We start from the raw sequence: 22,279 nt of genomic DNA, 5'->3' as shown, positions 1-22,279 counted from the left end.
GCAGCGGTCGTAGCGCGTGCGCCTCGTCTTCGCGGCCGAATGATGCTCGGCCGATCGGCCAGGATCTTCCGAACCTTTCGACCGGGACAGCGCCGACTCCCCGACAGTTACGGTCGTGTGGTGAACACGCCCCGTACCGCTCCCGAACAGGTGAGTCCACCGGCCCCGTGGTGGTGGCACAGCCTGCTCGCTTCGTTGCGCGAGCAGTGGATCTTCGCCGCGCTGCTGGGCTTGGTGTGGTGCGGCGAGACGATCATGACTCTCCAGTACGGCACCGGCAGTCCGGTCCTGTTGGCCACGAGCACCGCCATGGCCGTGCTGGCCCTGTGGGCCCGGCGCTCCCCGGTCCGCGCCGGTCTGCTCGCAGCCGTCGCGATGATCCTGTCGACGGTGGTGTTTCGCCTCTTCGGGCTACGCTCGGGCCCCGACCTGCTCTGGAACGTCACCTTCACCGAGAACGCCGCCGGTGCCCTGCTCGTGCTGTACGTGTTCTGGAAGGCCTCGCGTGGCCGGGCGGTCGTGGTGACCGCCACGCTCGCGGCAGCGTGTCTGTTCGCGGTTTTCGTCCGCACGGGCGTCTCGTTCGTGATGCCCCCGGCGAGCGTGGCGCGCACCCTCGGGGTCGGATTCCTCCAGCTCGTCCTGCTCGTCGGTACGGGGATGTACTTACGAGCCCGGGAGCCCCGGGCCGCGGAAACCTCCATGCAGGGCCTGTTGCGCCGCCAGTGGCCGGTGACCGCCGCGCTGTGCGTGCTGCTGTTCGGGCAGGTGGCGAGCACGGACATGCCGCTTTTCCTGCCCGGCGGCTGGGTGGTGCTGCTCAGCTGCATCGTGATGGCCGGCCTGGCCGTGTTCGCTCCGCTGCGACCGTTCGAGGCGAGTCTACTCGGTGCGATCGCGCTGGTACTGACGACCCTGCTGACTCGACTGCTCGACATAACGCGCTCGTCGTTCCTGCTCGGAGCGATTCCGCCCACCGATATCGCCGCCGGAATGCTGCTGATGGCCTTCGTCGCCCGCTACGACGCGCCGCGCAAGGCGCTCTGGGGTGGATGCGCGCTGGTTTCCTCGACCATCGTGTCCGTGCTCGTCATGCCGCGCGAGCCCCCCGTTCGAACTCCGGCCGACGTGTACCCCGCCTTGTTCATGGGCGGTATTCTGCTGGTGCTGTCGGTGGGAACCGGCATGTACTTCCGCGCGCGGGACGAGGATCGCGCCAAGTCGGTCCGGGCGGCGATCACCGACGCCCAGTACACCGAGCGGATGGCGCTCGCGCGGGAACTGCACGACGTCGTCGCCCACCACGTCACCGGCATCGTTGTGCAGTCGCAGGCCGCGCGCGTGGTCGCGCAGAAGGAGCCGGAGGCCGCGTCGGCGGCGCTGGAACGCATCTCGACCAGCGGTACCGAAGCCCTGACGGCGATGCGGCGGCTGGTCGCCAGCATGCGGGGTGCCGACCCGGTGGGAGCCTCCGGAATGACCGAGCACGCCACGAGCGATCTGGAAGCGGACCTCGAAGCTCTCGTGGCCCGGGCCGAACGGACACTTCCCGACAACGGGCACGCCGCTCGCGTCGAGTTGTCGGTCGAACTGACGCGGCGAATTCCTCCCGAAGTGGCACGCTCCGGATTGCGCCTGGTGCAGGAGTCCCTCACCAATGTTCGGAAACACGCTCCGGACGCCACGCTGATCCACGTCGCGGTCGAGGACACGAACACGTACCTGCACGTCCGGGTCACCGACGACGGCTCGGACACGGCCGCGCATCCCGTCGGCGGATCCGGCGGCTACGGTTTGGTCGGGATGCGGGAGCGGATCGAACTTCTCGGTGGGCGGTTCTACACCGGCCCCGGTGAGCACGTGGGTTGGCGGGTCGAGGCATGGTTGCCTCTTGGTGAACACGAGCGGGAAGAGGGACACCCATGATCCGGGTACTGATCGCCGATGACCAGGAGATGGTGCGGGCGGGGTTCCGGATGATCCTGGAGGCCGAGGACGACATCGAGGTGATCGGTGACGTCCCCACCGGTTCCGAGGCCGTCCGGCTGGCGCGTGAGCAGCGTCCCGACGTGTGCTTGATGGACATCAGGATGCCCGGTCTCGACGGTTTGGAGGCCACCAAACAACTCGCGGGCCCCGAGGTCACGGAGCCGATCAAGGTCGTCGTGGTCACCACCTTCGACCTCGACGAGTACGTGGCCGGAGCACTGAGCAACGGCGCGAGCGGATTCCTGCTCAAGGACGCGGGGCCGGCACTGCTCGTCGAGGCCGTTCAAGCCGCGGTCCGTGGTGACGCGCTGATGTCTCCCCAGATCACCGTGCGTTTGCTGAAGCACTTCCACCAGCCCTCCGAGCCCTCCCGGGCGCAAACCGAACCGCCCGTCGAGGCGCTGACCGAGCGCGAAGTCGACGTGGTACGCGCCACGGCGCGCGGACTGACCAACACCGAGATCGGGCAGGAGCTGTTCATGTCCCTGTCCACCGTGAAAACCCACCTCGCCGCCGCCCAAGCCAAGATCAGAGCGCGGAACCGGGTCGAGACCGCCGCCTGGGCCTGGCGAAGCAACCTCATGGATGACTGATCGGCGGGGAACTCCCAGCCGCTAGGACGAGGTGGAAAAACCGAAAAGCCGAGGTGAGCAGTCTCAGCGGTGAGGATGTTGGAGTCATGACACGAGGACTCCAAGACACCATCCTGCTGGCCGTGCTGATTCTCGTCATGCTCTCGGCCGGACTCATCATGGTGCGAGCGGTCATGACCTTCGGTGCCTGAGAAGTCGGGGGAGAATACGGGTATGCCGATCGCATTACGTCTGTACGCACCACTGGCTTTGCCCTGTGACGCAACATGCTCGGTCGTCCGGGACGCCGTCGTCGACATCGACACCTCGGGGCGCGTCGCCTTCTGCGGAGTTCGCTCCCAGGCGCCGAAGACCGCCACCGACACGGTGATACGGCACTGCACGGGGATGTTGCTCCCGGGGTTGATCAACGCTCATGCCCACAGTCCGATGACGCTGCTTCGGGGGATGGGTGGGGATCTACCGCTGTTGCGTTGGTTGCGTGAGGTGGTTTGGCCCGCGGAGTCCCGACTGCGTCCCTCCGACGTCCGAGCCGGAATGGAACTCGGATGCGTGGAGATGTTGCGTGCCGGGGTGACCACCAGCGCCGAGATGTATTTTTCCGGTGAGTCCGTGGTGGAGGCGACGCTGGCGGTCGGTTCACGGGTCCTGTTCACCTCGGCGGTGATCGACATGCCGGATCTCGGTGATCTCGGCGGGTGGGAACGGATGGTTGACGAAACCAGCCGGTGGATCGACGCCGACGGTCTGCGGTTCGGACCCGGTGAGCGGATCGAGCTCGGTTATGGCCCCCACTCGGCATACACCCTGCCGCCCGAAGCATTGCGGAGCATCGGGGAACAGGCGCAGCAACGTGGTGCCCTGGTGCAGACTCACGTCGCCGAAACCGCCGGCGAGGACAGCAGGCAGCGGGAGCAGTACGGCTCGGTGCCGAAGTTGCTGGACAAGCTCGGTGTGCTCGATGGACGGGTACTCGCCGCACACGGGGTGCACCTGTCGGACGAGGACATCGCGATCCTCTCCGGGCGGGGAGTCGGGGTGGCGCACTGCCCGGGTTCCAACGCCAAGCTTGCTTCGGGAACGGCCCGAACGGTCGACATGCTCGCCTCCGGGATGCCCCTGGGGCTCGGTACGGATGGCCCGTCGAGCAATGACGACCTCGACCTGTGGGAGGAGGTGCAGCTGGCCGGGATGCTCGCAAGGCTGTCCACAGGGGACTCCACGGCGATTTCGGCTCGTTGCGCTCTACTGGCGGCCACCCGAGGTGGGGCCGCTGCCCTGCACCGGGACGACATCGGTTCCCTGGAACCCGGGTGCTACGCCGACATCGTGCACATGGACGTCGACAATCCCGCCTTCGCTACCGGACTCGACGTCGCGGACGAGCAGGTGCTTTCCAATTTGGTGTGGGCAGCGGGGTCGCGGTGTGTCCGAGACGTGTGGGTGGCCGGCGAGGAGGTCCTCCGGGAACGCGAACCCACCCGTGTCGATCGGCACCGCGTGCAGCGAGTCGCCGGAACCGCGGCCGAGCACGTCCGAGGCTGAATCCCGGTCGGTGGTGCCGGGGACTGGAAGTCGCCCCGGCACCACGCGCGAATCCCACGGAGTCGCCGTCCGCTCAGGAAGTGGGGCGTACGACGATCTCGGTGAAATGGGCATCACCGGGTGCGCGGACGGCCGAGACGATGGAGTCGGCGACCGACTCGGGCCGCAGGTAGTTCTCGGGTTCGAAGTCCCCGCCTTCGGCATCGCGTACGCCACGCTGCATATCGGTGGCCACTCGCCCGGGGAACACCGAGGTCACCCGAACACCGTTGGCGGCTTCCTCGGCGCGCAGCACGTCGGCGAAGGCACGCAGTGCGAACTTGCTGGCGGCGTAGGAACCCCAGTGCGGTTTGGCACCCAATCCGGCACCGGAGTTGACCAGCACGACATGCCCGGACGTGGCACGCAGCGCGGGCAGCAGAACACGTGTCAGCTCGGTGACGGCGAACAGGTTCAGCTCGAAGGTGCGTCGCCACGAGTCGGCCGAAACCTCGGATACCGCACCCAGTTCGATCGTTCCGGCACTGTGGACCAACACGTCCAGTTCGTCGATACTTTCGGCGGCAGCGGCGACGGCGCTGTCATCGGTGAGTTCCACGGGCCAGGGACGTGATCCGGGGATCTCGTGGGCCAGTGATTCCAGCGCGGCGTTGTCGCGTCCGCCCAGCAGCACCTCGTGAGTGTCGGACAGGGATCGTGCGACAACAGCACCGATGCCTCGCGAGGCACCGGTGACCAGGGCAGTCGGTCGGGAAGCCATACCGGAGACCGTAACCGCACGCCACGGCGAGGACAGCGGGGGCCTTTTCCCGGAGGAGGCCCCCGCTGCGGGATCAGCGCCGTCCGATCTCGCCGGCTCGACCGCCCTCGTCGCGCCACACCGCGGTGAGGGACGGACGCGGTCGGGAGTCGCCCCCGTCCGGCCAGTGCGAGGTGGGGTGTTGTGCGTCCTCGGCGTCCTCCCCCGGGTGTTGCACGCACACGGTCACCAGGTTGTCGGTGACGATGGGCCCGCAGGTCTCGGCCCCGTTGGGCACGGTGAGGAACTGCTTGACGTGGCCACGTTGTGGTCCGTCGACCGGGACGACGAACAACCCGTCGTGGGAGCCCAACTCGTTGCCGTCCGTGGAGATCCACAGGTTGCCGTGCCGGTCGAAGGCGAGGTTGTCCGGGCACGAGATCGGGCTGACCCGGTTCTTGTCGAATCCGCCGAAGTAGGTGTTCGAGTCCTCCGGGTCCCCGCAGACCAGCAGCAGGGTCCAGGAGAACCGGGTCCCGGTGGCGTCGTCGTCCATCTCCAGCACGTGCCCGTGCTTGTTGCCGATCCTCGGATTCGTCTCGTCGACCGGTGCGTGGCCCGGCGTGCCACGGTTGGAGTTGTTGGTCAGCGCGCAGTAGACGCGGCCGTTGACGGGGTTGGGTTGGACGTCTTCGGGTCGGTCCATCTTGGTGGCGCCGACAGCGTCGGCGGCCAGCCGGGTGAAGACGTAGACCTCCTCGGCGGTGAAGCCGGGGACGTAGGACTTCGCGCCGCCGGCCAGGGGAAGCCACTCGCCGGAACCGTCGAACTCGCCGTCCGCGGGGAGGGCGCCACTGCCGTCGATCTCGGCAGCGGGACTGTCACCGCTGAACCGCGCGACGTAGAGGGTGCCCTCGTCGAGCAACCCCATGTTGTGCCGCCGGGCGTGCGCGCTGCCGCCCGGTTTCATCGTGCCGTGGGAGACGAACTTGTACATGTAGTCGAAGCGTTCGTCGTCGCCCATGTAGGCCACGACACGTCCGTCCTCGGCGACCTCGATGGTCGCGCCCTCGTGCTTGAAACGGCCGAGCGCGGTGTGCTTGACCGGGGTCGAGTCCGGGTCGTGCGGGTCGATCTCGACGATCCAGCCGAACCGGTTCGCCTCGTTGGGTTCCCGCCCGAGGTCCCAGCGCTCGTCGAACCGCTCCCACTTGCGAGTGCTGGCACCGGCGTTGAAGCCGTAGCGGTCGAGTCGCCGCTTGGTCCGTGGATCGGTGACCCGGTCGGCGTGGGCGAAGTACTGGTGGACGTTCTCCTCACCGGAGAGCATCGTCCCCCACGGAGTGACGCCACCGGCGCAGTTGTTCTGGGTACCGAGGACGCGCGTACCGCTCGGGTCGGCCGAGGTCTTGAGATGGTCGCTGCCCGCGGCGGGGCCGCGCACCTCGAACTCGGTGTTCAGCGTGATGCGCCGGTTGTACCGGCTCGGTTCCGCTGTCAGACCACCCCTGGCAAGGTCACGCATGACCAGCAGGACGGACTGACCGTGCGCGGCCCAGGCGATGCGCACTTGCTGCTCGGTCGGGTTCTCCGCGTCGTACCCGGGGAACATGTGCGTCTCGGTGGTGTACTCGTGGTTGACCACCAGCAGGTTGCGTCGACCGGCACCGTCCAGCGGGATCAGCCCCGCGAAGTCGTTGTTGTAGCCGAACTGGCGTTGCTGGGCCTCGGGCGTCTGGTGGTGGAAGTCGAACTCCGGGGCGCCGGGCACGACCGGGTCGCCCCAGCGAATGACGATCCGCTGCTCGTAGCCCTCGGGAACCACCACGCGGTCCTCGGTGTTCGGCGGGACCGGATCGAAGTCCGTTCCCGGCGCCGACGGACCACCCGATTCCGGATGCGGTGGTGCGGGCCGGGCCGCGGCCGTGCCGCCGAACGCCATCGCGCCCGCCGTGGACAGCGCCAGTACGGCGCTGCCCTTGAGCGCGCCGCGACGGCTGAGCACATTCGCCACGATGTCGCCGAAGTACGCGTTGTCCGAGGTGTTGGGGGCTTCGTGCGCGCAGGCGTTGCCGCAGCGGTATTCGCAGGTCACCGCGGATCGTCTGGCGGAGTGGCTGGACACGAGGGGGAGCGGGACGACCCGCCCGCTGTCCGGTCGGGCAGACATGCGGACCTCCAAGACGTCGGTCGGGAACGTCTCGACAGTAGGCGGGTCAGGCGAGGTCGGTGAGACTTCAAAGTGAACAGCGCACGAACACTTCCACGCAGAGTCACCGACTCCGCATGCACCCACGGGGATGTTCACTCGTTCAGCGTCTTTTTCGACACGTTGGGTGAAACCTGTTGATTGAGGTTTTTCCGCCGCGGTGCCCGGCCGTCGCCGTGGTGGACGAGCGCCGGCGTCGCCGCGGCGGTGGCTATCTCCAGACCGCCACCACGGAGGGGCGTGGCCGGGAATCACCGCCATCGGGCCAGTGCGAGACCGGATGGTCGGCATCGGCGCCGTCCACCTCTCCCGGATGCTGCGCGGAGACCAGCACGAACTCGTCGTCGATCACCGGACCGCAGGTCTCGGCTCCTCGAGGCACGCTCAGGAACTGCTTGAGACAACCGCGCTGTGGTCCGTCGACGGGCACCGCGTACAAACCGTCGTTGGCCCCCAGCGCCGCCGAGGAATCGGTGGTGATCCACAGGTTGCCGTGCCGGTCGAAGGCGAGGTTGTCCGGGCACGAGATCGGGCTGACGCGGCTCTTGTCGAATCCGCCGAAGTAGGTGTTCGAGTCCTCCGGGTCCCCGCAGACCAGCAGCAGGGTCCAGGAGAACCGGGTCCCGGTGGCGTCGTCGTCCATCTCCAGCACGTGCCCGTGCTTGTTGCCGATCCTCGGATTCGTCTCGTCGACCGGTGCGTGGCCCGGCGTGCCACGGTTGGAGTTGTTGGTCAGCGCGCAGTAGACGCGGCCGTTGACGGGGTTGGGTTGGACGTCTTCGGGTCGGTCCATCTTGGTGGCGCCGACAGCGTCGGCGGCCAGCCGGGTGAAGACGTAGACCTCCTCGGCGGTGAAGCCGGGGACGTAGGACTTCGCGCCGCCGGCCAGGGGAAGCCACTCGCCGGAACCGTCGAACTCGCCGTCCGCGGGGAGGGCGCCACTGCCGTCGATCTCGGCAGCGGGACTGTCACCGCTGAACCGCGCGACGTACAACGTCCCCTTCTCCAACAGCGACATATTGTGCCGCCGGGCGTGCGCGCTGCCGCCCGGTTTCATCGTGCCGTGGGAGACGAACTTGTACAGGTACTCGAACGCCTCGTCGTCGCCCATGTAGGCCACCACCCGGCCGTCCTCGGCCACGCGAACGGTGGCCGTCTCGTGCTTGAGACGGCCGAGCGCGGTGTGCTTGACCGGGGTCGAGTCCGGGTCGTGCGGGTCGATCTCGACGATCCAGCCGAACCGGTTCGCCTCGTTGGGTTCCCGCCCGAGGTCCCAGCGGGAATCGAAACGCTCCCACTTGCGTTCGCTCTCCCCGGCCATGAAGCCGTAGCGGTCGAGTCGCCGCTTGGTCCGTGGATCGGTGACCCGGTCGGCGTGGGCGAAGTACTGGTGGACGTTCTCCTCGCCGGAGAGCACCGTGCCCCACGGGGTCACGCTGCCGGAGCAGTTGTTCATCGTGCCCCGCACACGGCGGCCGCTCGGATCGCTCGGTGTCTTCAACAGCTCACTGCTCGCCGCCGGGCCACGTACCTCGAACTCGGTGTTCAGCGTGATGCGCCGGTTGAGCCGATCCAGCACCACGGTCGGCGCGCCGTCATCCGAGCGGTCGACCACGACCACGGACAGGCCGTGAGCTGCCCAGGCGATCCGCACCTGCTCTTCGGTGGGGTTCTCCCCGTCGTAGCCGGAGAACAGGAACTCCTCGCTGGTGTACTCGTGATTGTTGACCATCAGCCGCCGGCCGTCCGGTAGCGGTAACAGCGTGCAGAAGTCGTTGTTATACCCGAACTGACGCTCCTGCGCCTCGGCCGTCTGGTCGTCGAAGTCGAACTCCGGAGCACCGGGCACGACCGGGTCGCCCCACCGCAGGACGATCCGCTGCTCGTAGCCCTCGGGAACCACCACAGCATCCCCGGAGTTCGGCCGCACCGGCGTGAAACCCAGACCGACCGGCGGCGTGGCCGCCCGCGCGGGAGTGGGGCCCGTGCCCACGACGCCGACCGCACCGAGCACGGCACCGGCCCGCAGCAGGCCACGACGGCCGAACACGCCGCTGAGCAGATCACCGAAGTACGTGTTGGCCGAATCGTTCGACGGAGGCTGCCCGCACTGGTCCCCACAGCGATAACGGCAGGTCACCTGGGCACGTCCACCTCCGAGCAAGGGCAGCGTCCAGTGGCTTCTTCGCGGCTGCAACGGCATCGAAGTCTCCCGAGGTTTTCGAACAGTACTGGGAGGTCAAGCAGTTATGAGGTGACAGTGAACACTTCTGCCCGAACTGGGCGGTCAGAATTCCTCGCCGACCACCGCGGCCTCGTCCGGAACCCGGTGCGGATCGGGGCGCCGCAACCCGAGTGCGAGCAGACCCGCCGCGAGCACGCACAGCACTGCCGCGACGGCGAAGGGGGCGTGCGGAGAACCCAGCCACCCGGCGACGTGGCTGACCATCGTCGCGGCGATCGCCCCGCCCAGCCAGCGGCAGAAGTTGTAACCGGCGCTGGCCACCGGCCGCGGAACCGGACTCACGCTCATGGCACTGCCGGTGAACAGGGTGTTGAGCAGTCCGGAGGCCAACCCGCTGAGGATGACGCAGACGACCACCACGACCTTGGAATCGATGGTCATCACACCCATCAGCGCCGCGTAGATCACCACCGCGATGATGGTGCCGCCCAGCTCGCCGAAGCGGGCCGCCACCTTCGGTGCCAACGTCACGCCCGCGACGGCCACGCAGACACCCCAGCCGAAGAACACCAGGCCGACCGCGATCGCGCCGAACTGCAGCACGAACGGAGACCACGCGAGCACGGTGAAGAACGCCGCCGTGTACAGCGCGGAACCGACCGAGGTGCGCAGCAGTCCGCCATGGCGCAGCGCCCGCAGCGGATCGAGCAGCTTGATCGGCTGACGCTGTTCGCGCCCGTTCTCGTCCGGGGGCAGGAAGCGCAGCGACAGCACCAGCGCGGCGGCCATCAGCACCGCCGTGCCGGCGAACGGGCCGCGCCACGAGATGTTGCCGAGCAGGGCCCCCAGCAGGGGCCCGACCGACAGTCCGATGCCGAGCGCCGCCTCGTAGAGCAGGATCGCCGCCTGCTGCCCACCGCTGGCCGCGCCCACGATCACCGACAGCGCCGTGGCGATGAAGAGGGCGTTACCCAGCCCCCAGACGGCACGCAGCGCCACCAGCTGCCCGATCGTGCCCGCCAGCGCACACGCCAGCGTCGCCAGCACGATGAGCACGAGTCCGGTCACCACGGTGCGCTTGGGTCCGAAGCGGGCGCTGAAAGCACCCGTGACGAGCATCGCCACGACCTGCACCCCGAGGTAGGAGGAGAACAGCAGGGTCACCGACTCGGGGCCGGCGTCGAGCGCCTCGGCGATGGACAGCAGGATCGGATCGACCAGGCCGATACCGGCGAAGGCGATCACCGCGGCGAAGGCCGTGATCCACACGGCTTTCGGTTGCCCCTTGAAGACATCCAGCAGTCTGGCGTGTCCGGCACCACTCATCAGTGGACGTACCTCGCTTCGCATGCACGCTAATTCGTTTGTCATGCTAACTTTTTGAGCGGGGAAACCCAAGTCGACGATGAACAAGCTCACCACGCCGCACCCGGCACGAGCACCGAGACGGCGATCGACACCGCGTCCCGAACGCGCAGCACTTAGGATCACCCGTGTGCTACCGCGAGCAGTGATCTTCGACCTCGACGGTGTCCTCGTCGACTCCGAACACCTCTGGGACCGAATCCGGCGCGACGTCGTCGCCGAACACGGTGGTGAGTGGTCCGAGGGAACCACCGAAACGCTCATGGGCATGAGCACCCCGGAGTGGGCCCGCCACCTCGTCGACCGGCTCGGAGTTCGACTCACACCGGAACAGACGGCCGAGACCGTCATCGAACGCATGGCCCAGCACTACGCCGCGGGACCACCCGTGATCCCCCACGCCACCGACGCGGTTCGCACCGTCGCCCGCGACCACCCCACCGCCATCGCCAGCTCGGCACCACCCCGCATCATCCGCCGCTACCTCGAGGCCACCGACCTCACCGGCACCATCGGTCACACCGTCTCCAGCGAGGAGGTCGGCGCGGGCAAACCCGCCCCCGACGTCTACCTGCGGGCAGCCCAGGGACTCGACATCGACCCGCGGGAATGCGTGGCCGTGGAGGACTCCGGCAACGGCCTCCGCGCCGCGGCCGCATCGGGAGCCACCGTCATCGCCGTACCCAACCCCCACTTCCCACCGGACCCCGAGGCGCTCCGGCAGATCCACCACGTCATCGACGAGATCAGCGAGCTGCCACCACTGATCCGGCGGCTCACGAGCTCCTGACCCGCGACACCGGACCCAGCGAACGCCGTGCCACGCTCGCCACCCGTTCGTCCGGATGCCCCTCGGCGACCACCCGCAACACACTGTCCCGCCGAGAATGCCGAACCAGGTTCATCCGCTCGACCAACGCGATCTGGTTCGTCGTCGCCGTGTCCCGAAACTCCGAAAGAAACGCCTCGGCGTCCTCCTCCGCGGCTATCGACATGCTGTCCAGCGCGAACGTCAGATCATCATCGGAGCGGAGGGGGACCTCGGCATCCACGTCGCGGCCCTGCAACCACATCCGCGCGGCCGGACCGGCGACCGGATCCTCGGACAATCCCAGCACGGCCTCCACACCATCGGCGCCCGCGTGCTCCAACACCGACAACGCCGTCAACCGCACCATCGGATCGTCCACCTCCAAGCCTCATACAACTAACCGCATGAATGAGGGTTTTGCGGGCGTGGTCGCCGTAGCTGCTCCTCGCCGAGGCCGTCGAGTTTCCACAGCACCACGTCGCGGTGTCGGTCGCGACTGCCGTGCAGACTTTCCTTCTCGTCACCGGTTGGAGGCACTGTTCGCTTCATGCGCGGAACCTGGCAGGCGCGCGCGGTCGCTCAGGCCGAAAAACGACCGGGGCGGCAACCGCGGGTTCGCGGAACACCTCGGCCGGGGCGGGGCATCGGTAGGCTCGTTCGTCATGGGCGTGGACGTGGGAAGCGAGAAGATGGTCGCTGTGCCACCGGGGCGGGTGACGCTGTCGGACCGGAGAACGCAGCACAGGTGGTCGGTCGAGCTCGCCCCCTACCAACTCGCCGCGCACCCGATCACCCGGGCGCTGTACGCACAGGTCACCGGCCAGTGGCCGAGCACCGCGCAAGGCGACCGGTTGCCCGTCGAAGGCGTTTCCTGGTGGGACGCGGCCCGGTTCTGCAACGCCCTGTCCCGGCACGAGGAATTGACGCCCGCCTACCACCCGCACGCCGACGCCGAGGACGTCGAGTGGGACACCTCCGCCGACGGGTACCGGCTGCCGACCGAGGCGGAGTGGGAACACGCCTGCCGCGCCGGTACGACGGGCCCGCGCTACGGACCGCTCGACGAGATCGCCTGGCATCGCCGCAACTCGCACGAGCGGATCCACGACGTGGGGGGGGCAAGCGCCCCAACGCGTGGGGGCTGCACGACATGCTGGGCAACGTCTGGGAGTGGTGCTGGGACCTTTACGACCCCGAGGTCTACGGCGCTTACCGAGTGCTGCGCGGCGGTGGGTGGTTCGACGAGCACTGGAGCTGCCGGGCCTCGGTGCGCCGCCGCAGCCACCCGACCTTCCGGACCGACGACGTCGGATTCCGCATCGCGCGCTCCCTCCGGTGAGGTGCGGGGCCTACTCCTTGGCCATGTCGACGAAGCGGCTGTAGTGCAGCTGGTGCGCCACGGTCACCGTCGACGTCGGTCCCGCGCGGTGCTTGGCCAGGATCAGGTCCGCCTCGCCCATGCGTGGATCGTCCCGCTCGAACGCGTCGGGCCGGTGAATGAGAATCACCATGTCAGCATCTTGCTCGAGGGAGTTGTGCATAACTATGCAGTTGGATACAAAGTTATGCGTATCGTCGACCGTGGCGTCGTAGACCGGCTGTTCGCCCAGTGGGGTGATCTCCACGATCTCGTCCCAGAACACGTCACGGGCCGCCGGGTTATCCAGCTCGGTGTCCTCGAGAACGGCGGCCCCGCCCGACCGGCTTCGACTGGGTGCGCGCTTCCACGTGGCAGAACCGGAGAATTCCGTGCCCAGCCGTGTCGCGAACTCGCGACGAGTCACGGAACGGTCGGGCAGAGCCGTACGTACTCGTCCCCGCACCTCCCCGGGGATCGTGTCGCAGATGGTGTTCCCGACGGCGGAGCGCAGTTTCTCGGTAACGACGTCGACCTGCGGGGAACGAGCACCGTGAACTCCCGCCTCCTCCAGGAAGCGCAGCTGGTTCTCGCCGCCGTAGATCAACACGTGGTAACCGTCCCGGTCCCCCGCCTTGCTCGCGGTCTTGATCCGGGCGAAGACGCCCAACCGGAGTAGCAGGTTGGTGACGTCGTCCGCGAGACGCCTGCTCGACGTGGCGTAGTGGATCCGGGCCTGACCGTAGGTCTCGTCCCAGCGCACCGACCCGTCGGTGGCCCAGAGGTGGCGCAGGAACAGGGCGATCTGCTCGCGCGGCAGGGAGAACACCCGCTCCGGGACGAACTTCTCGTGGCTGCGCAGGCCGAACAGACCCATGTCGTCCAGCCACGCCGCGATCGGGTTCCGCTCGCCCCGTGCGAGCGGATACGGCGCCGGAAGCCGCAACGTCGTCACCTCGGCCGAGGCGTACTCGTCCCGGACCGGTGTGACCCCGAAGTGCTTCGCTGCCTCGGTCACGGCTTCGAGGTTGGCCTCGTCGACGCCGGCGTAGCGGATCGGCTGGCGCTTCACGAAGGAGCCGTCGCCGGTCAGGTGCGCCAGCATGACGATCTCGGGCTCGGGCATCGACTCGGTGCCGAGCGGTTCGGGAACGCTGCGCGGGACCGCGACGCGGTCGCCCACGGCGAGTTCCCCCAGCGGTAGCCAGTCGCGGACCGTCAGCATCGGGTGGTTCGCGGTCGCTTCGATCTCGCGGCCGGAGGCGAGCCGAACCCTGAAGACCTCCTTCACACCGCTGGAGAAGACGTTGGTGATCGGCCGGGGCACCATGCGCATCCGCTCGTCCAGGGACCAGACGATGGGGCGCTCCCCGGTCTCCATGAGTTCGCCGAAGGTGACCTCGGCCCCGGTGTCGGCGCGCAGCAGGCGGGTGCCGCTGGTCAGACACCCCGACTCGCGGAGGTCGGAGAGCTGGGGGCGGCGGTCGTTGCGCTGTTCGGGACCGCGGTTGAGCTGCGAGATGGCCACGACGGGAACGTTGAGCTCCTTGGCCAGCAGCTTGAGGTTCCGGGAGAACTCCGAGACCTCCTGCTGCCGGGACTCGACGCGCTTGCCCGAGGTCATCAGCTGCATGTAGTCCACGACGATCAGATTGATGTCGTTGCGCTGCTTGAGCCGCCGGGCCTTCGCGCGGATCTCCATCATGGTCAGGTTCGGCGAGTCGTCGATGAACAGCGGTGCCTCGCTGATCTCGCTCATCCGCCGCGCCAGCCGCGTCCAGTCGTCGTCGGTCATGCGCCCGCCGCGCATGTCGCCCAGCCGGATGCGGGCCTCGGCCGAGAGCATCCGCATGACGATCTCGGTGCGGCCCATCTCCAGCGAGAAGATGACGCTGGCCATGCCGTGCTTGATCGAGGCTGAGCGGGCGAAGTCCAGCCCGAGGGTGGAGTTGTGGGTGGGGATCATCGACCGGCCGGCCAGGTACAGCCGATCGGCCGCGTCGACCTCGACGCAGCGCACCGGCACGCTGTCGACGGGCCGTACGGCGACGACGGTGCGCGCCGGCTGCTCGTCCGACTCCCGGCGGAGGCGCTTGTGCAGCTCGTTGTTGCGTCCGAGCCGGAACACCTCGTCGGGGCCGGAGTCGAAGACGAGCACCGAGGTGTCGAACTCGTCGCCGTCGTCCTCCCAGTTCGGGGTCGCCGTGCAGGCGTAACCGAGGCTGAGCACCAGCTCCCGGGCCCGGACGGAAGCGAGTTCGCTGATGGTCAGGCCGATGGTGCCGTCCGAGGACACGGAACCGCCCGCGTCGAGCATGCCCGCCAGCAGTGCCCGGCGCTGCTGCTCACTGCCCCGCAGGTATTCGGCGGGCAGGTCGTGGTCCCGCCACGTGCCCAGGTCGGTGAGCCGCTCGGCGATCTCGTCGCCGAAAAGCGGTCCGTCGCCGGGTTCGACGCCCTCCAGCTCGAGGTTCGTCACTAGCTCGGCGTCGTCGGTGCGCAGGCCGCCGGTGTCCGGGTCCCCCGCCAGCAGCCAGACCCCCAGCACGTACGGCGCCACCGGCAGTTCCCGCTCCGGTAGCCGGAGTCGTTCGTGCGGGGGGAGCCGCGGGGTGTCCTCGGCGGCCAGCTGCTCGGTGGTCAGGATCCGTCCGTCGGCCAGCCGCCAGCGGTGCTCGGAGTCGGCGACGACGACGGTGCCGTCGTTGAACTCGATCTCGTGGCAGGGGCGGTCGTGCAGCACCTCGGTCGCGGCCACGACGGTCGTGGGACGGCCGTCGACGCCGAGGAGCCGGTCTCCCCCGGCCACCTCGCCCATGCTGGTCCAGCCGCGCGGGGTGGGCAGCGGCGTGTCCAGTGCCAGCGCCTTGCCGACGCCGGGGCGGGCGGCCACGATCACCATCTGCCCGGCGTGCAGGCCGTTGGTGACCTCGTCGAGGTCTGTGAAGTCGGTGGGCAGTCCCTGGGCGTCCCCGCCGCGCGACGCGATGGCGTCGATCTCGTCCATCGTCGGCTGCAGCAGGTCCTCCAGCGCGGCGTAGTCCTCGCTGGTGCGGTTCTCGGTGACGTCGTAGACGGCCGCCTGGGCGCGGTCCACGACTTCCTCGATCGCAGCGCCCTCGGAGCCGTTGTAGCCGTACTGCACGATGCGGGTGCCCGCCTCGACCAGTCGGCGCAGCACCGCCTTCTCGGCGACGATCTCGGCGTAGTAGCTCGCGTTGGCCGCCGTGGGAACGGTCGCGATCAGGGTGTGCATGTAGGGGGCGCCGCCGACGCGGGACAGCTCGTTGCGGCGCTCCAGCTCGGCGGAGACGGTGATCGGGTCGGCGGGTTCACCGCGCCCGTAGAGGTCCAGGACGCAGTCGTAGATGGCCTGGTGGGCGGGGCGGTAGAAGTCGTGGGGGCGGACGACCTCGACGATGTCGGCGATCGCGTCCTTGCTCAGCAGCATCCCGCCGAGGACGGACTGCTCGGCCTCCAGGTCCTGCGGAGGCTGCCGGTCGAAGGTCTGTTCGCGTCCCGAGCGCCCGTCCCCTCCCTGAGAGGGGTTGGCCCCGCGTTCGTCGGTCAGCGCCACCGGTCTCTGCCACCTCCTGGACGCGCCGAGTCGGACCATCTCGCCCGGAGGGCGGCGGATCCGTCCTTGCCAACGATGTGTCTGCGGTGCTCGCCGACCCCGGTTTCGGAAACTCCGGGCGGCCTCGAGCGGGTTCACTCCACGGCTGTCGCGACTCCCCGCGCGATGAAGCTAGACCGCCGCGCGGAAGGAGGCAAACAGGGCTGTGGACAAGAGTGGGGACAACTTGTGGAGAAGTGCCGAAGTTATCCACAGGACAGCATCCCACTTGGGGAAAACCTGGGGAAAACCAGTGGAGATCCCATGGAAACCCCAGGTCAAGCCCTGTGGATAACTTGTGGACAGCATGAACCGCTTTACTGCGGCATGTCGCTAATCCGACGCGCTTCGGCGTGTCGGATGTATCCACTCATCGACCGGTTGAGAACAGGAACCGATCCGGTCGTGTCGGCGTGAGCGCGTGGCGGCTCTTCTTACTCCGTGGAGGTGACCAGGACGTCCATCGAGGCGTTGACGTCCGGGTGCAGCCGCACGTTCACCGAGTGCTTGCCCAGCGACTTGATGTGCCCCTTGAGGTCCACGGACCGCTTGTCCAGCGGCGGGCCACCGGCCTTGCGCACGGCGGCGACCACGTCGGACTCGGTGATCGAACCGAACAGCTTGCCCTTCTTGGAAACCTTCTTGGGCAGCGAGACCGTGTCCAGCTTCTCCAGCTGCTGCTGGAGTTCCCGGGCGTGCTCCAGATCGCGAACCCGACGGGCCTCCTGCGAGCGCCGGATGGTCTCGACCTGCTTCTGCGCGCCCTTGGTGGCCACGATGGCCAGGTTCTGGGGCAGCAGGTAGTTCCGGGCGTAGCCGTCGCGAACCTCGACAATGTCACCCGAGGAACCGAGGTTGGCCACGTCCGCGGTCAGAATGATCTTCACGACGTGTCTCCTAACGAGGTCGGTCGGTCAGCGGGCGGTCGAGGTGTAGGGCAGCAGCGCCATCTCGCGGGCGTTCTTCACCGCGGTGGCGACGTCACGCTGGTGCTGGCTGCAGTTGCCGGTCACGCGCCGGGCACGGATCTTGCCCCGGTCGGAGATGTACTTGCGCAGCAGCGTGGTGTCCTTGAAATCGATGCTCAGCGCAGCCTTGTCCTTGCAGAAAGCGCAGACCTTCTTCTTCGGCTTGCGCACGGGCGCCTTGGCCATGTGCTAGCTCCTTAAGCGAGCGAAAACTTCGTCTGGGGGTAGGGCCGTCGGGCCGCTGCTCAGAAGGGCGGCTCGTCGCTGAACCCGCCGCCGGAACCGGCGGGCGGAGCCGAGCCCCACGGGTCATTGGACGGCGCGGAATCGCCGCCCGTCTGGCCCCCGCCGCCGCGACTGACCTTGTTCACCTTCGCCGTCGCGTACTTCAGACTCGGGCCGACCTCGTCGACCTCCATCTCGACGACGGTGCGCTTCTCGCCCTCCTTCGTCTCGAAGGAACGCTGGCGCAAGCGCCCCTGCACGACCACGCGCATACCGCGGGTAAGCGTTTCGGCCACGTTCTCGGCGGCCTGTCGCCAGATGTTGCAGCGCAGGAACAGCGCTTCCTGGTCCTTCCACTCGCCGCTCTGGCGGTCGAAGGTCCGGGGAGTGGAGGCGACCGTGAAGTTCGCCACCGCTGCTCCCGAAGGGGTGAAGCGCAGTTCCGGATCGGCGGTCAGGTTGCCGACCACCGTGATTACGGTCTCACCAGCCATCGCCTGCGGGCTCCAGTCTTCTTGGTGCGGCTAGGGGCGCCGTCGATCGCTGAGAAGCGATCAGGCGGACGCGGTGGCCTCGCTGGGGGCGGTCTTGCCGCCGGACTTGGCGTTCGCGCGGGCGAGGCGGGCTTCCTTGCGGGGCTGCGCGACGTGCCGCAGGACCTTGGTGCGCAGCACCATCTCGTTGAGGTTGAGCTGACGGTCCAGCTCCTGCATGGAAGCGGACTCGCTGTTGACGTCGACGACGACGTAGACGCCCTCGGTCTGCTTGTTGATCTCGTAGGCGAGGCGGCGACGTCCCCAGACGTCGACCTTCTCGATGCTGCCACCGTCGTTGCGGATGACCTTGAGGAAGTTTTCCAAGGACGAAGCGACGTTGCGCTCGTCCTGGCTCGGGTCGAGGATGACCATGAGCTCGTAATGACGCATGAAGACCACACACCTCCTGTGGACTCGCGGCCGCGGACTCTCCGCGGCAGGAGGGCCGTCGCGTTGACGGACCGGTTCAGGCTAGCAAGTCGGCCGCGACCTGCTGTGGCGTGGGGCGGGAACCTCCGGCCGGTCCGGAGGGACTCCCCTCAGCTCCGGTGGAGGACCCAGCTGCGCACCAGTCCCGCGGTGGCTGCCGCCAGGGTGACCACGGCGATCAGCACCGGTACGGCCACCCGGTCGCTCGCCCCGGTGGGCAAGGCTTCGGCGCTGCCCACGGCCCGCACCTGCTCCCGCTGTTTTTCGGCGGGCTTCTCCTCGGGCCGTTCGAGCCGGTCGCCGACCTTCGGTCGCTGGTCGGGGGCCGCGCCGAAGGGCGTGCGCGACCACGGTGGCAGCGTCCCGGGCATGGCGGCGTAGTCCGGCGGCACCATGCGTTCGGCGGGCGCGGAGGAAGCGTCCGCATCGAGGGTGGTCGGGCTCGATGCGCTGCTCGGAGATTCGGACGGTTTCGCGCGAGACGGACTCGGCCTCGGGTTCGGTGCGGGATCGGTCGGCTTCACCGCTGGTCCGGGCTTCGGCGTCGACGATGATGTTGGTGCCGACGACGAGGTCGGTGTCGGCTTCGAGGTTGGTGCGGGTTCCGACGACGTTGGCGACGGTGACGATGTCGGCCCGGGTTCGGACGTCGGTGCGGGTTCGGATGTTGGCGACGGCGACGAGGTCGGCCCGGGTTCGGATGTTGGCGACGGCTTCGAGGTTGGTGCGGGTTCCGACGACGTTGGCGACGGCGACGAGGTTGGTGCGGGTTCGGATGTTGGCGAAGGCGTTGGATCGGACGTCGGTGCGGGCTCCGACGTCGGTTCCGGCTCCGGTGTCGATTTCTCGTGACCGGTGACGTCGGCACCGCCGCGGCATTCGCGCACCGCCAGTTCGCGCACGTGGGAGCGGAGCGCTTCGGTGCGTTCCTCGGCCGTGGACAGCTCGGAGATCCGAGGGGCCAGGGCGTCCGACAGTTCGGCCCCGGAGAAGGACCGGTCCTCCTCGGCGACGGTGCCCAGCGAGACGGCCTCGGTGGTCAGGAACTCCCGACGAATCTCGTCGGCGAGCTCGGCTCGGGACGGGAACACCTTGAGCGCGGCCTGTTCGACTTCGGCCTCGAGGACTTCGGGAGCCACCACGATCGGTTGGCCGAACGCGCTGCTGGGGACCTCACCGGTGCACGTGTCGATCACGACCGGCTCGGTTGCCGTCGCCGCACCCACGCCGAGGACCCCGCTCGCGGCGACCACGGCTCCGGCGACTCCCGTGCTCGCGGCCCGTCGCAGTGCACGGGGGTGACTCGTTCGGTCGCGTCCGCTGCCGTGTCGGTTCATCCGTCGCGCTCCTCAGCCGGTTCGACGAGAGTGGCACCACTCAGGATCAGGTGTTCGTGTCCGGATCAACGCACGAACACCCGAAGAGTGACGCCACTCACTCTGACGGAGGCACCCTCCTCACGGAAAGTGCACGACTGTGTGCGGGCCCCTCCCGAACGCGCTTGCTTTACGCTCGGGGCATGCCCATCGGCGCTCATGTCCGCGATGACGATCCCCTCGGTGCCGCCGGCGAGTGCGGCGCCGAGGTGGTGCAGTTCTTCCTGTCCGACCCGCAGGGGTGGAAGACTCCGCAGCCGCATCCACAGGCGGAACGTCTGCGCGACTCCGAGGTCGCGGTGTTCGTGCACGCGCCGTACCGGATCAACGTGGCCTCGTTGAACAACCGGATCAGGATCCCCTCGCGCAAGGCGGTCGACCAGCAGGTACGGGCGGCGGCGGAGGTCGGTGCCCGCGGTGTGGTGGTGCACGGCGGACACGTCACGAAGGACGACGACCCGGCCGAGGGGGTCGCGAACTGGCGCAAGCTGTTCGAGCGCAAGGAGGCCGACGGCGGTTTCGAGGTGCCGGTGCTGATCGAGAACACGGCCGGTGGTGCGAACGCGATGACTCGCAGTCTGGATGACATCGCCCGGCTGTGGGACGCCGTCGGAGCGTTCGGGGCCGGGTTCTGCCTGGACACCTGCCATGCTTACGCGGCGGGCGAGGACCTCGCCGACATCGTGGACAGGGTGCGGGCGATCACGGGCCGGATCGATCTGGTGCATCTCAACGATTCCCGCGACGGGTTCGGGTCGTGGCGGGACCGGCACGCCAACATCGGTTCCGGGAACATCGACCCGGAGGTGTTGCGCGCCGTGTGCGCCGGCGCGAACGCTCCGGTCGTGGTCGAGACCCCCGGCCGGGGACAGGCCGCCGACATCGCGTTCCTGCGGGGATGATCGAGTGACCGGCAGCGGGAAGTCGGGAGGCCGGATCATCGGGGGAACGCGGGAGTCCGCCACGCCGGGTCGGGCCGGGCGCAGGTTGACCATGCTGGGGTTGGCGTTGTTGTGCCTGCTCACCGGCCTGACGATGGTGCTGGGGTACGCGAACAAGGCGCGCTGCACCGGCCCGGGGTTCGACGAGTGGGGGCGCTCGGAGCCGTCCTTCCAGGAACGCTCCTACGGGCTGGTCTGCTACTCCGACATCCAGAAGCTGTGGATCGGACGGGACGTCGACCGGCACGTGTTCCCGTACGTGCACGGCGGCATCACCGAGGACGGCTCGCTCTACGGCGGCGTCGTGGAGTATCCGGTGCTGACGGGGATGCTGATGTGGCTCGGTGCGATGTTCGTCGACACCGACGCCGGTTTTCTGGCCGCGTCCGCGTTGTTGCTGGCGCCGTTCGGGTTGGTCACTGCGTGGTGGTTGGGTCGGTTGAGCGGGTGGCGGGCGTTGTTGTGGGCGTTGAGTCCGCCCCTGGTGTTCTACGCCTTCCACAACTGGGACCTGGCCGCGGTCGCGTGCGCGGTGGCCGCCGTGTTCGTGGTGCATCGTGGTGGCGCGTCGTTGCGAAGACGGGCGACTCTCGGCGCCGTCCTGCTGGGAATCGGGTTCGCCTTCAAGATCTACCCGGGGATCTTCGTGCTGCCGCTGGCCCTGTACGTGCTCACCGGGGGGTGCGGCGGCGCCGAAGGGGTGTCTCGGCTCGACGTTCGCGGTGCCCTGCGGGTGGCCGGTGCGGCCGTGGCCACGGTCGTGGTGGTGAACCTGCCGTTCGTGCTGGCCGGCTTCGAAGGCTGGCTGGCCTCGTTCCAGTACCAGTCCCAGCGGCGGGTGGATCTGAGCACGAACTCGATCTGGTACTGGGGATTCCTGCCGTACCACGGCTCACCGGCGTTCCAGGACGTCGTCGGGCTGGTCTCACCGTTGCTGATACTCGCCTCGTTCGCGCTGGCGTGCTGGCTGGGCTGGCGGCGCCGGGAGCGGACGGGGACGTTCCCGTGGATCCAGGTGAGCGCGGCGATGTTGTGCGGGTTCCTGCTGCTGCACAAGGTGCATTCACCGCAGTACGTGCTGTGGCTGCTGCCCTTCTTCGTGCTGGTGTCTGTGCGCTGGGGATGGGTGGTGGCCTATCTCGTCGCCGACGCGGTGATGGGGATCGGGATCTTCCGGTGGCTGTATCTGAACATGATCGGTGCGTCCAACGGGATCCACAGCAGTTTCGCCGCTCAGGCGGTCGTGCTCGGCGTGTGGGGACGGGCGGCGCTGCTGGTCGGCCTGTTCGTCGCCTTCCTCGCTGCTCGCTCCCCCGTGGACGACGACGAGGAAGCACCCCGGCGCCCCCTGATCGGCGGGCGGCCGGAGTGACCGGTGTGGCTCGTCGTCGGCTG

At 68.4% G+C, this 22,279-nt stretch carries 19 protein-coding genes and 1 pseudogene; 9 read left to right on the top strand and 11 right to left on the bottom strand.

Features of this window, described 5'->3' with window-relative positions:
- Window positions 1–120 precede the first annotated feature (120 nt).
- The 3 genes from FHX42_RS22780 to FHX42_RS22770 all read left to right on the top strand — a co-directional run bounded on the left by FHX42_RS22780 (window position 121) and on the right by FHX42_RS22770 (window position 4,127).
- Entirely contained in the window at window positions 121–1,926 is a 1,806-nt protein-coding gene (locus FHX42_RS22780; RefSeq protein WP_328796676.1) for a sensor histidine kinase, read from the top strand.
- On the top strand, window positions 1,923–2,582 hold the full coding sequence (locus tag FHX42_RS22775; RefSeq protein WP_182546471.1) for a response regulator: 660 nt from the start codon (window positions 1,923–1,925) through the stop codon (window positions 2,580–2,582). The genes FHX42_RS22780 and FHX42_RS22775 overlap by 4 nt, the downstream gene beginning before the upstream one ends.
- Window positions 2,583–2,801: 219 nt before the next feature.
- Window positions 2,802–4,127, top strand: coding sequence for an amidohydrolase family protein (locus tag FHX42_RS22770; RefSeq protein ID WP_407926316.1), 1,326 nt, complete (start codon window positions 2,802–2,804; stop codon window positions 4,125–4,127).
- A gap of 73 nt (window positions 4,128–4,200) precedes the next feature.
- Here FHX42_RS22770 and FHX42_RS22765 read toward each other — a convergent pair whose 3' ends face one another.
- The 4 genes from FHX42_RS22765 to FHX42_RS22750 form a co-directional block, all read right to left on the bottom strand.
- On the bottom strand, window positions 4,201–4,887 hold the full coding sequence (locus FHX42_RS22765; protein ID WP_182546469.1) for an SDR family oxidoreductase: 687 nt from the start codon (window positions 4,885–4,887) through the stop codon (window positions 4,201–4,203).
- A gap of 73 nt (window positions 4,888–4,960) precedes the next feature.
- Window positions 4,961–7,036 (bottom strand): PhoX family protein, encoded by a 2,076-nt coding sequence (locus tag FHX42_RS22760; protein ID WP_182546468.1) that lies wholly within the window; start codon window positions 7,034–7,036, stop codon window positions 4,961–4,963.
- 250 nt (window positions 7,037–7,286) lie between these two features.
- Window positions 7,287–9,278: a PhoX family protein gene (locus FHX42_RS22755; RefSeq protein WP_182546467.1), complete on the bottom strand. Its 1,992-nt coding sequence runs from the start codon at window positions 9,276–9,278 to the stop codon at window positions 7,287–7,289.
- 84 nt (window positions 9,279–9,362) lie between these two features.
- The gene (locus tag FHX42_RS22750) at window positions 9,363–10,586 is read right to left on the bottom strand and encodes an MFS transporter (protein ID WP_182546466.1); all 1,224 of its coding nucleotides are present in this window, start codon (window positions 10,584–10,586) and stop codon (window positions 9,363–9,365) included.
- A gap of 169 nt (window positions 10,587–10,755) precedes the next feature.
- On the opposite strand from FHX42_RS22750, the gene FHX42_RS22745 reads away from it, so the two are divergent.
- On the top strand, window positions 10,756–11,415 hold the full coding sequence (locus FHX42_RS22745) for an HAD family hydrolase (protein ID WP_328796675.1): 660 nt from the start codon (window positions 10,756–10,758) through the stop codon (window positions 11,413–11,415).
- Here FHX42_RS22745 and FHX42_RS22740 read toward each other — a convergent pair.
- Window positions 11,402–11,803: a hypothetical protein gene (locus FHX42_RS22740; protein ID WP_220480708.1), complete on the bottom strand. Its 402-nt coding sequence runs from the start codon at window positions 11,801–11,803 to the stop codon at window positions 11,402–11,404. The genes FHX42_RS22745 and FHX42_RS22740 overlap by 14 nt on opposite strands.
- Window positions 11,804–12,098: 295 nt before the next feature.
- Here FHX42_RS22740 and FHX42_RS22730 point away from each other — a divergent pair.
- Window positions 12,099–12,775: pseudogene (locus FHX42_RS22730) on the top strand (formylglycine-generating enzyme family protein).
- A gap of 10 nt (window positions 12,776–12,785) precedes the next feature.
- On the opposite strand, the gene FHX42_RS22725 reads toward FHX42_RS22730, so the two are convergent.
- The 6 genes from FHX42_RS22725 to FHX42_RS22700 form a co-directional block, all read right to left on the bottom strand.
- On the bottom strand, window positions 12,786–16,370 hold the full coding sequence (locus tag FHX42_RS22725; RefSeq protein ID WP_407926313.1) for a replicative DNA helicase: 3,585 nt from the start codon (window positions 16,368–16,370) through the stop codon (window positions 12,786–12,788).
- 473 nt (window positions 16,371–16,843) lie between these two features.
- Window positions 16,844–17,296, bottom strand: a complete 453-nt coding sequence (rplI, locus tag FHX42_RS22720) for a 50S ribosomal protein L9 (RefSeq protein WP_182546462.1) — start codon at window positions 17,294–17,296, stop codon at window positions 16,844–16,846.
- Window positions 17,297–17,323: 27 nt separating this feature from the next.
- A complete protein-coding gene (gene rpsR, locus FHX42_RS22715; protein WP_182546461.1) occupies window positions 17,324–17,563 on the bottom strand; it encodes a 30S ribosomal protein S18 in 240 nt (79 codons plus the stop codon).
- Window positions 17,564–17,622: 59 nt separating this feature from the next.
- Window positions 17,623–18,096 carry a single-stranded DNA-binding protein gene (locus FHX42_RS22710; RefSeq protein WP_182546460.1) on the bottom strand — a complete coding sequence of 158 codons (474 nt, stop codon included), beginning with the start codon at window positions 18,094–18,096 and terminating at the stop codon, window positions 17,623–17,625.
- Window positions 18,097–18,156: 60 nt separating this feature from the next.
- A complete protein-coding gene (gene rpsF, locus FHX42_RS22705; RefSeq protein WP_182546459.1) occupies window positions 18,157–18,528 on the bottom strand; it encodes a 30S ribosomal protein S6 in 372 nt (123 codons plus the stop codon).
- A gap of 149 nt (window positions 18,529–18,677) precedes the next feature.
- On the bottom strand, window positions 18,678–18,962 hold the full coding sequence (locus FHX42_RS22700) for a hypothetical protein (protein WP_182546458.1): 285 nt from the start codon (window positions 18,960–18,962) through the stop codon (window positions 18,678–18,680).
- Here FHX42_RS22700 and FHX42_RS22695 point away from each other — a divergent pair.
- The 4 genes from FHX42_RS22695 to FHX42_RS22680 all read left to right on the top strand — a co-directional run bounded on the left by FHX42_RS22695 (window position 18,961) and on the right by FHX42_RS22680 (window position 22,256).
- A complete protein-coding gene (locus FHX42_RS22695) occupies window positions 18,961–19,419 on the top strand; it encodes a hypothetical protein (RefSeq protein ID WP_182546457.1) in 459 nt (152 codons plus the stop codon). The two genes, FHX42_RS22700 and FHX42_RS22695, sit on opposite strands and share 2 nt — an antisense overlap.
- A gap of 69 nt (window positions 19,420–19,488) precedes the next feature.
- The gene (locus tag FHX42_RS22690; RefSeq protein WP_182546456.1) at window positions 19,489–19,869 is read left to right on the top strand and encodes a hypothetical protein; all 381 of its coding nucleotides are present in this window, start codon (window positions 19,489–19,491) and stop codon (window positions 19,867–19,869) included.
- 217 nt (window positions 19,870–20,086) lie between these two features.
- Window positions 20,087–20,845: a deoxyribonuclease IV gene (locus FHX42_RS22685; protein ID WP_182546455.1), complete on the top strand. Its 759-nt coding sequence runs from the start codon at window positions 20,087–20,089 to the stop codon at window positions 20,843–20,845.
- 91 nt (window positions 20,846–20,936) lie between these two features.
- Complete coding sequence (locus FHX42_RS22680) at window positions 20,937–22,256, top strand: glycosyltransferase family 87 protein (RefSeq protein ID WP_182546545.1); 1,320 nt, start codon at window positions 20,937–20,939, stop codon at window positions 22,254–22,256.
- Window positions 22,257–22,279 lie beyond the last annotated feature (23 nt).

The organism is Halosaccharopolyspora lacisalsi (genome assembly GCF_014137975.1).
Lineage (GTDB): Bacteria > Actinomycetota > Actinomycetes > Mycobacteriales > Pseudonocardiaceae > Halosaccharopolyspora > Halosaccharopolyspora lacisalsi.
The sequence above is the reverse complement of the archived record's forward strand: the minus strand, read 5'-3'. Positions and strand labels throughout refer to the sequence as shown.

Excerpts from the sequence above, each read along its gene's own strand:
- FHX42_RS22775 (WP_182546471.1), top strand. The coding sequence starts at position 1,923 with ATGATCCGGGTACTGATCGCCGATGACCAGGAGATGGTGCGGGCGGGG.
- FHX42_RS22765 (WP_182546469.1), bottom strand. The coding sequence starts at position 4,887 with ATGGCTTCCCGACCGACTGCCCTGGTCACCGGTGCCTCGCGAGGCATC.
- FHX42_RS22760 (WP_182546468.1), bottom strand. The coding sequence starts at position 7,036 with ATGTCTGCCCGACCGGACAGCGGGCGGGTCGTCCCGCTCCCCCTCGTG.
- FHX42_RS22755 (WP_182546467.1), bottom strand. The coding sequence starts at position 9,278 with ATGCCGTTGCAGCCGCGAAGAAGCCACTGGACGCTGCCCTTGCTCGGA.
- FHX42_RS22750 (WP_182546466.1), bottom strand. The coding sequence starts at position 10,586 with ATGAGTGGTGCCGGACACGCCAGACTGCTGGATGTCTTCAAGGGGCAA.
- FHX42_RS22740 (WP_220480708.1), bottom strand. The coding sequence starts at position 11,803 with ATGGTGCGGTTGACGGCGTTGTCGGTGTTGGAGCACGCGGGCGCCGAT.
- rpsR (WP_182546461.1), bottom strand. The coding sequence starts at position 17,563 with ATGGCCAAGGCGCCCGTGCGCAAGCCGAAGAAGAAGGTCTGCGCTTTC.
- FHX42_RS22710 (WP_182546460.1), bottom strand. The coding sequence starts at position 18,096 with ATGGCTGGTGAGACCGTAATCACGGTGGTCGGCAACCTGACCGCCGAT.
- rpsF (WP_182546459.1), bottom strand. The coding sequence starts at position 18,528 with ATGCGTCATTACGAGCTCATGGTCATCCTCGACCCGAGCCAGGACGAG.
- FHX42_RS22695 (WP_182546457.1), top strand. The coding sequence starts at position 18,961 with ATGCGTTCGGCGGGCGCGGAGGAAGCGTCCGCATCGAGGGTGGTCGGG.
- FHX42_RS22700 (WP_182546458.1), bottom strand. The coding sequence starts at position 18,962 with ATGGTGCCGCCGGACTACGCCGCCATGCCCGGGACGCTGCCACCGTGG.
- FHX42_RS22685 (WP_182546455.1), top strand. The coding sequence starts at position 20,087 with ATGCCCATCGGCGCTCATGTCCGCGATGACGATCCCCTCGGTGCCGCC.
- FHX42_RS22680 (WP_182546545.1), top strand. The coding sequence starts at position 20,937 with ATGCTGGGGTTGGCGTTGTTGTGCCTGCTCACCGGCCTGACGATGGTG.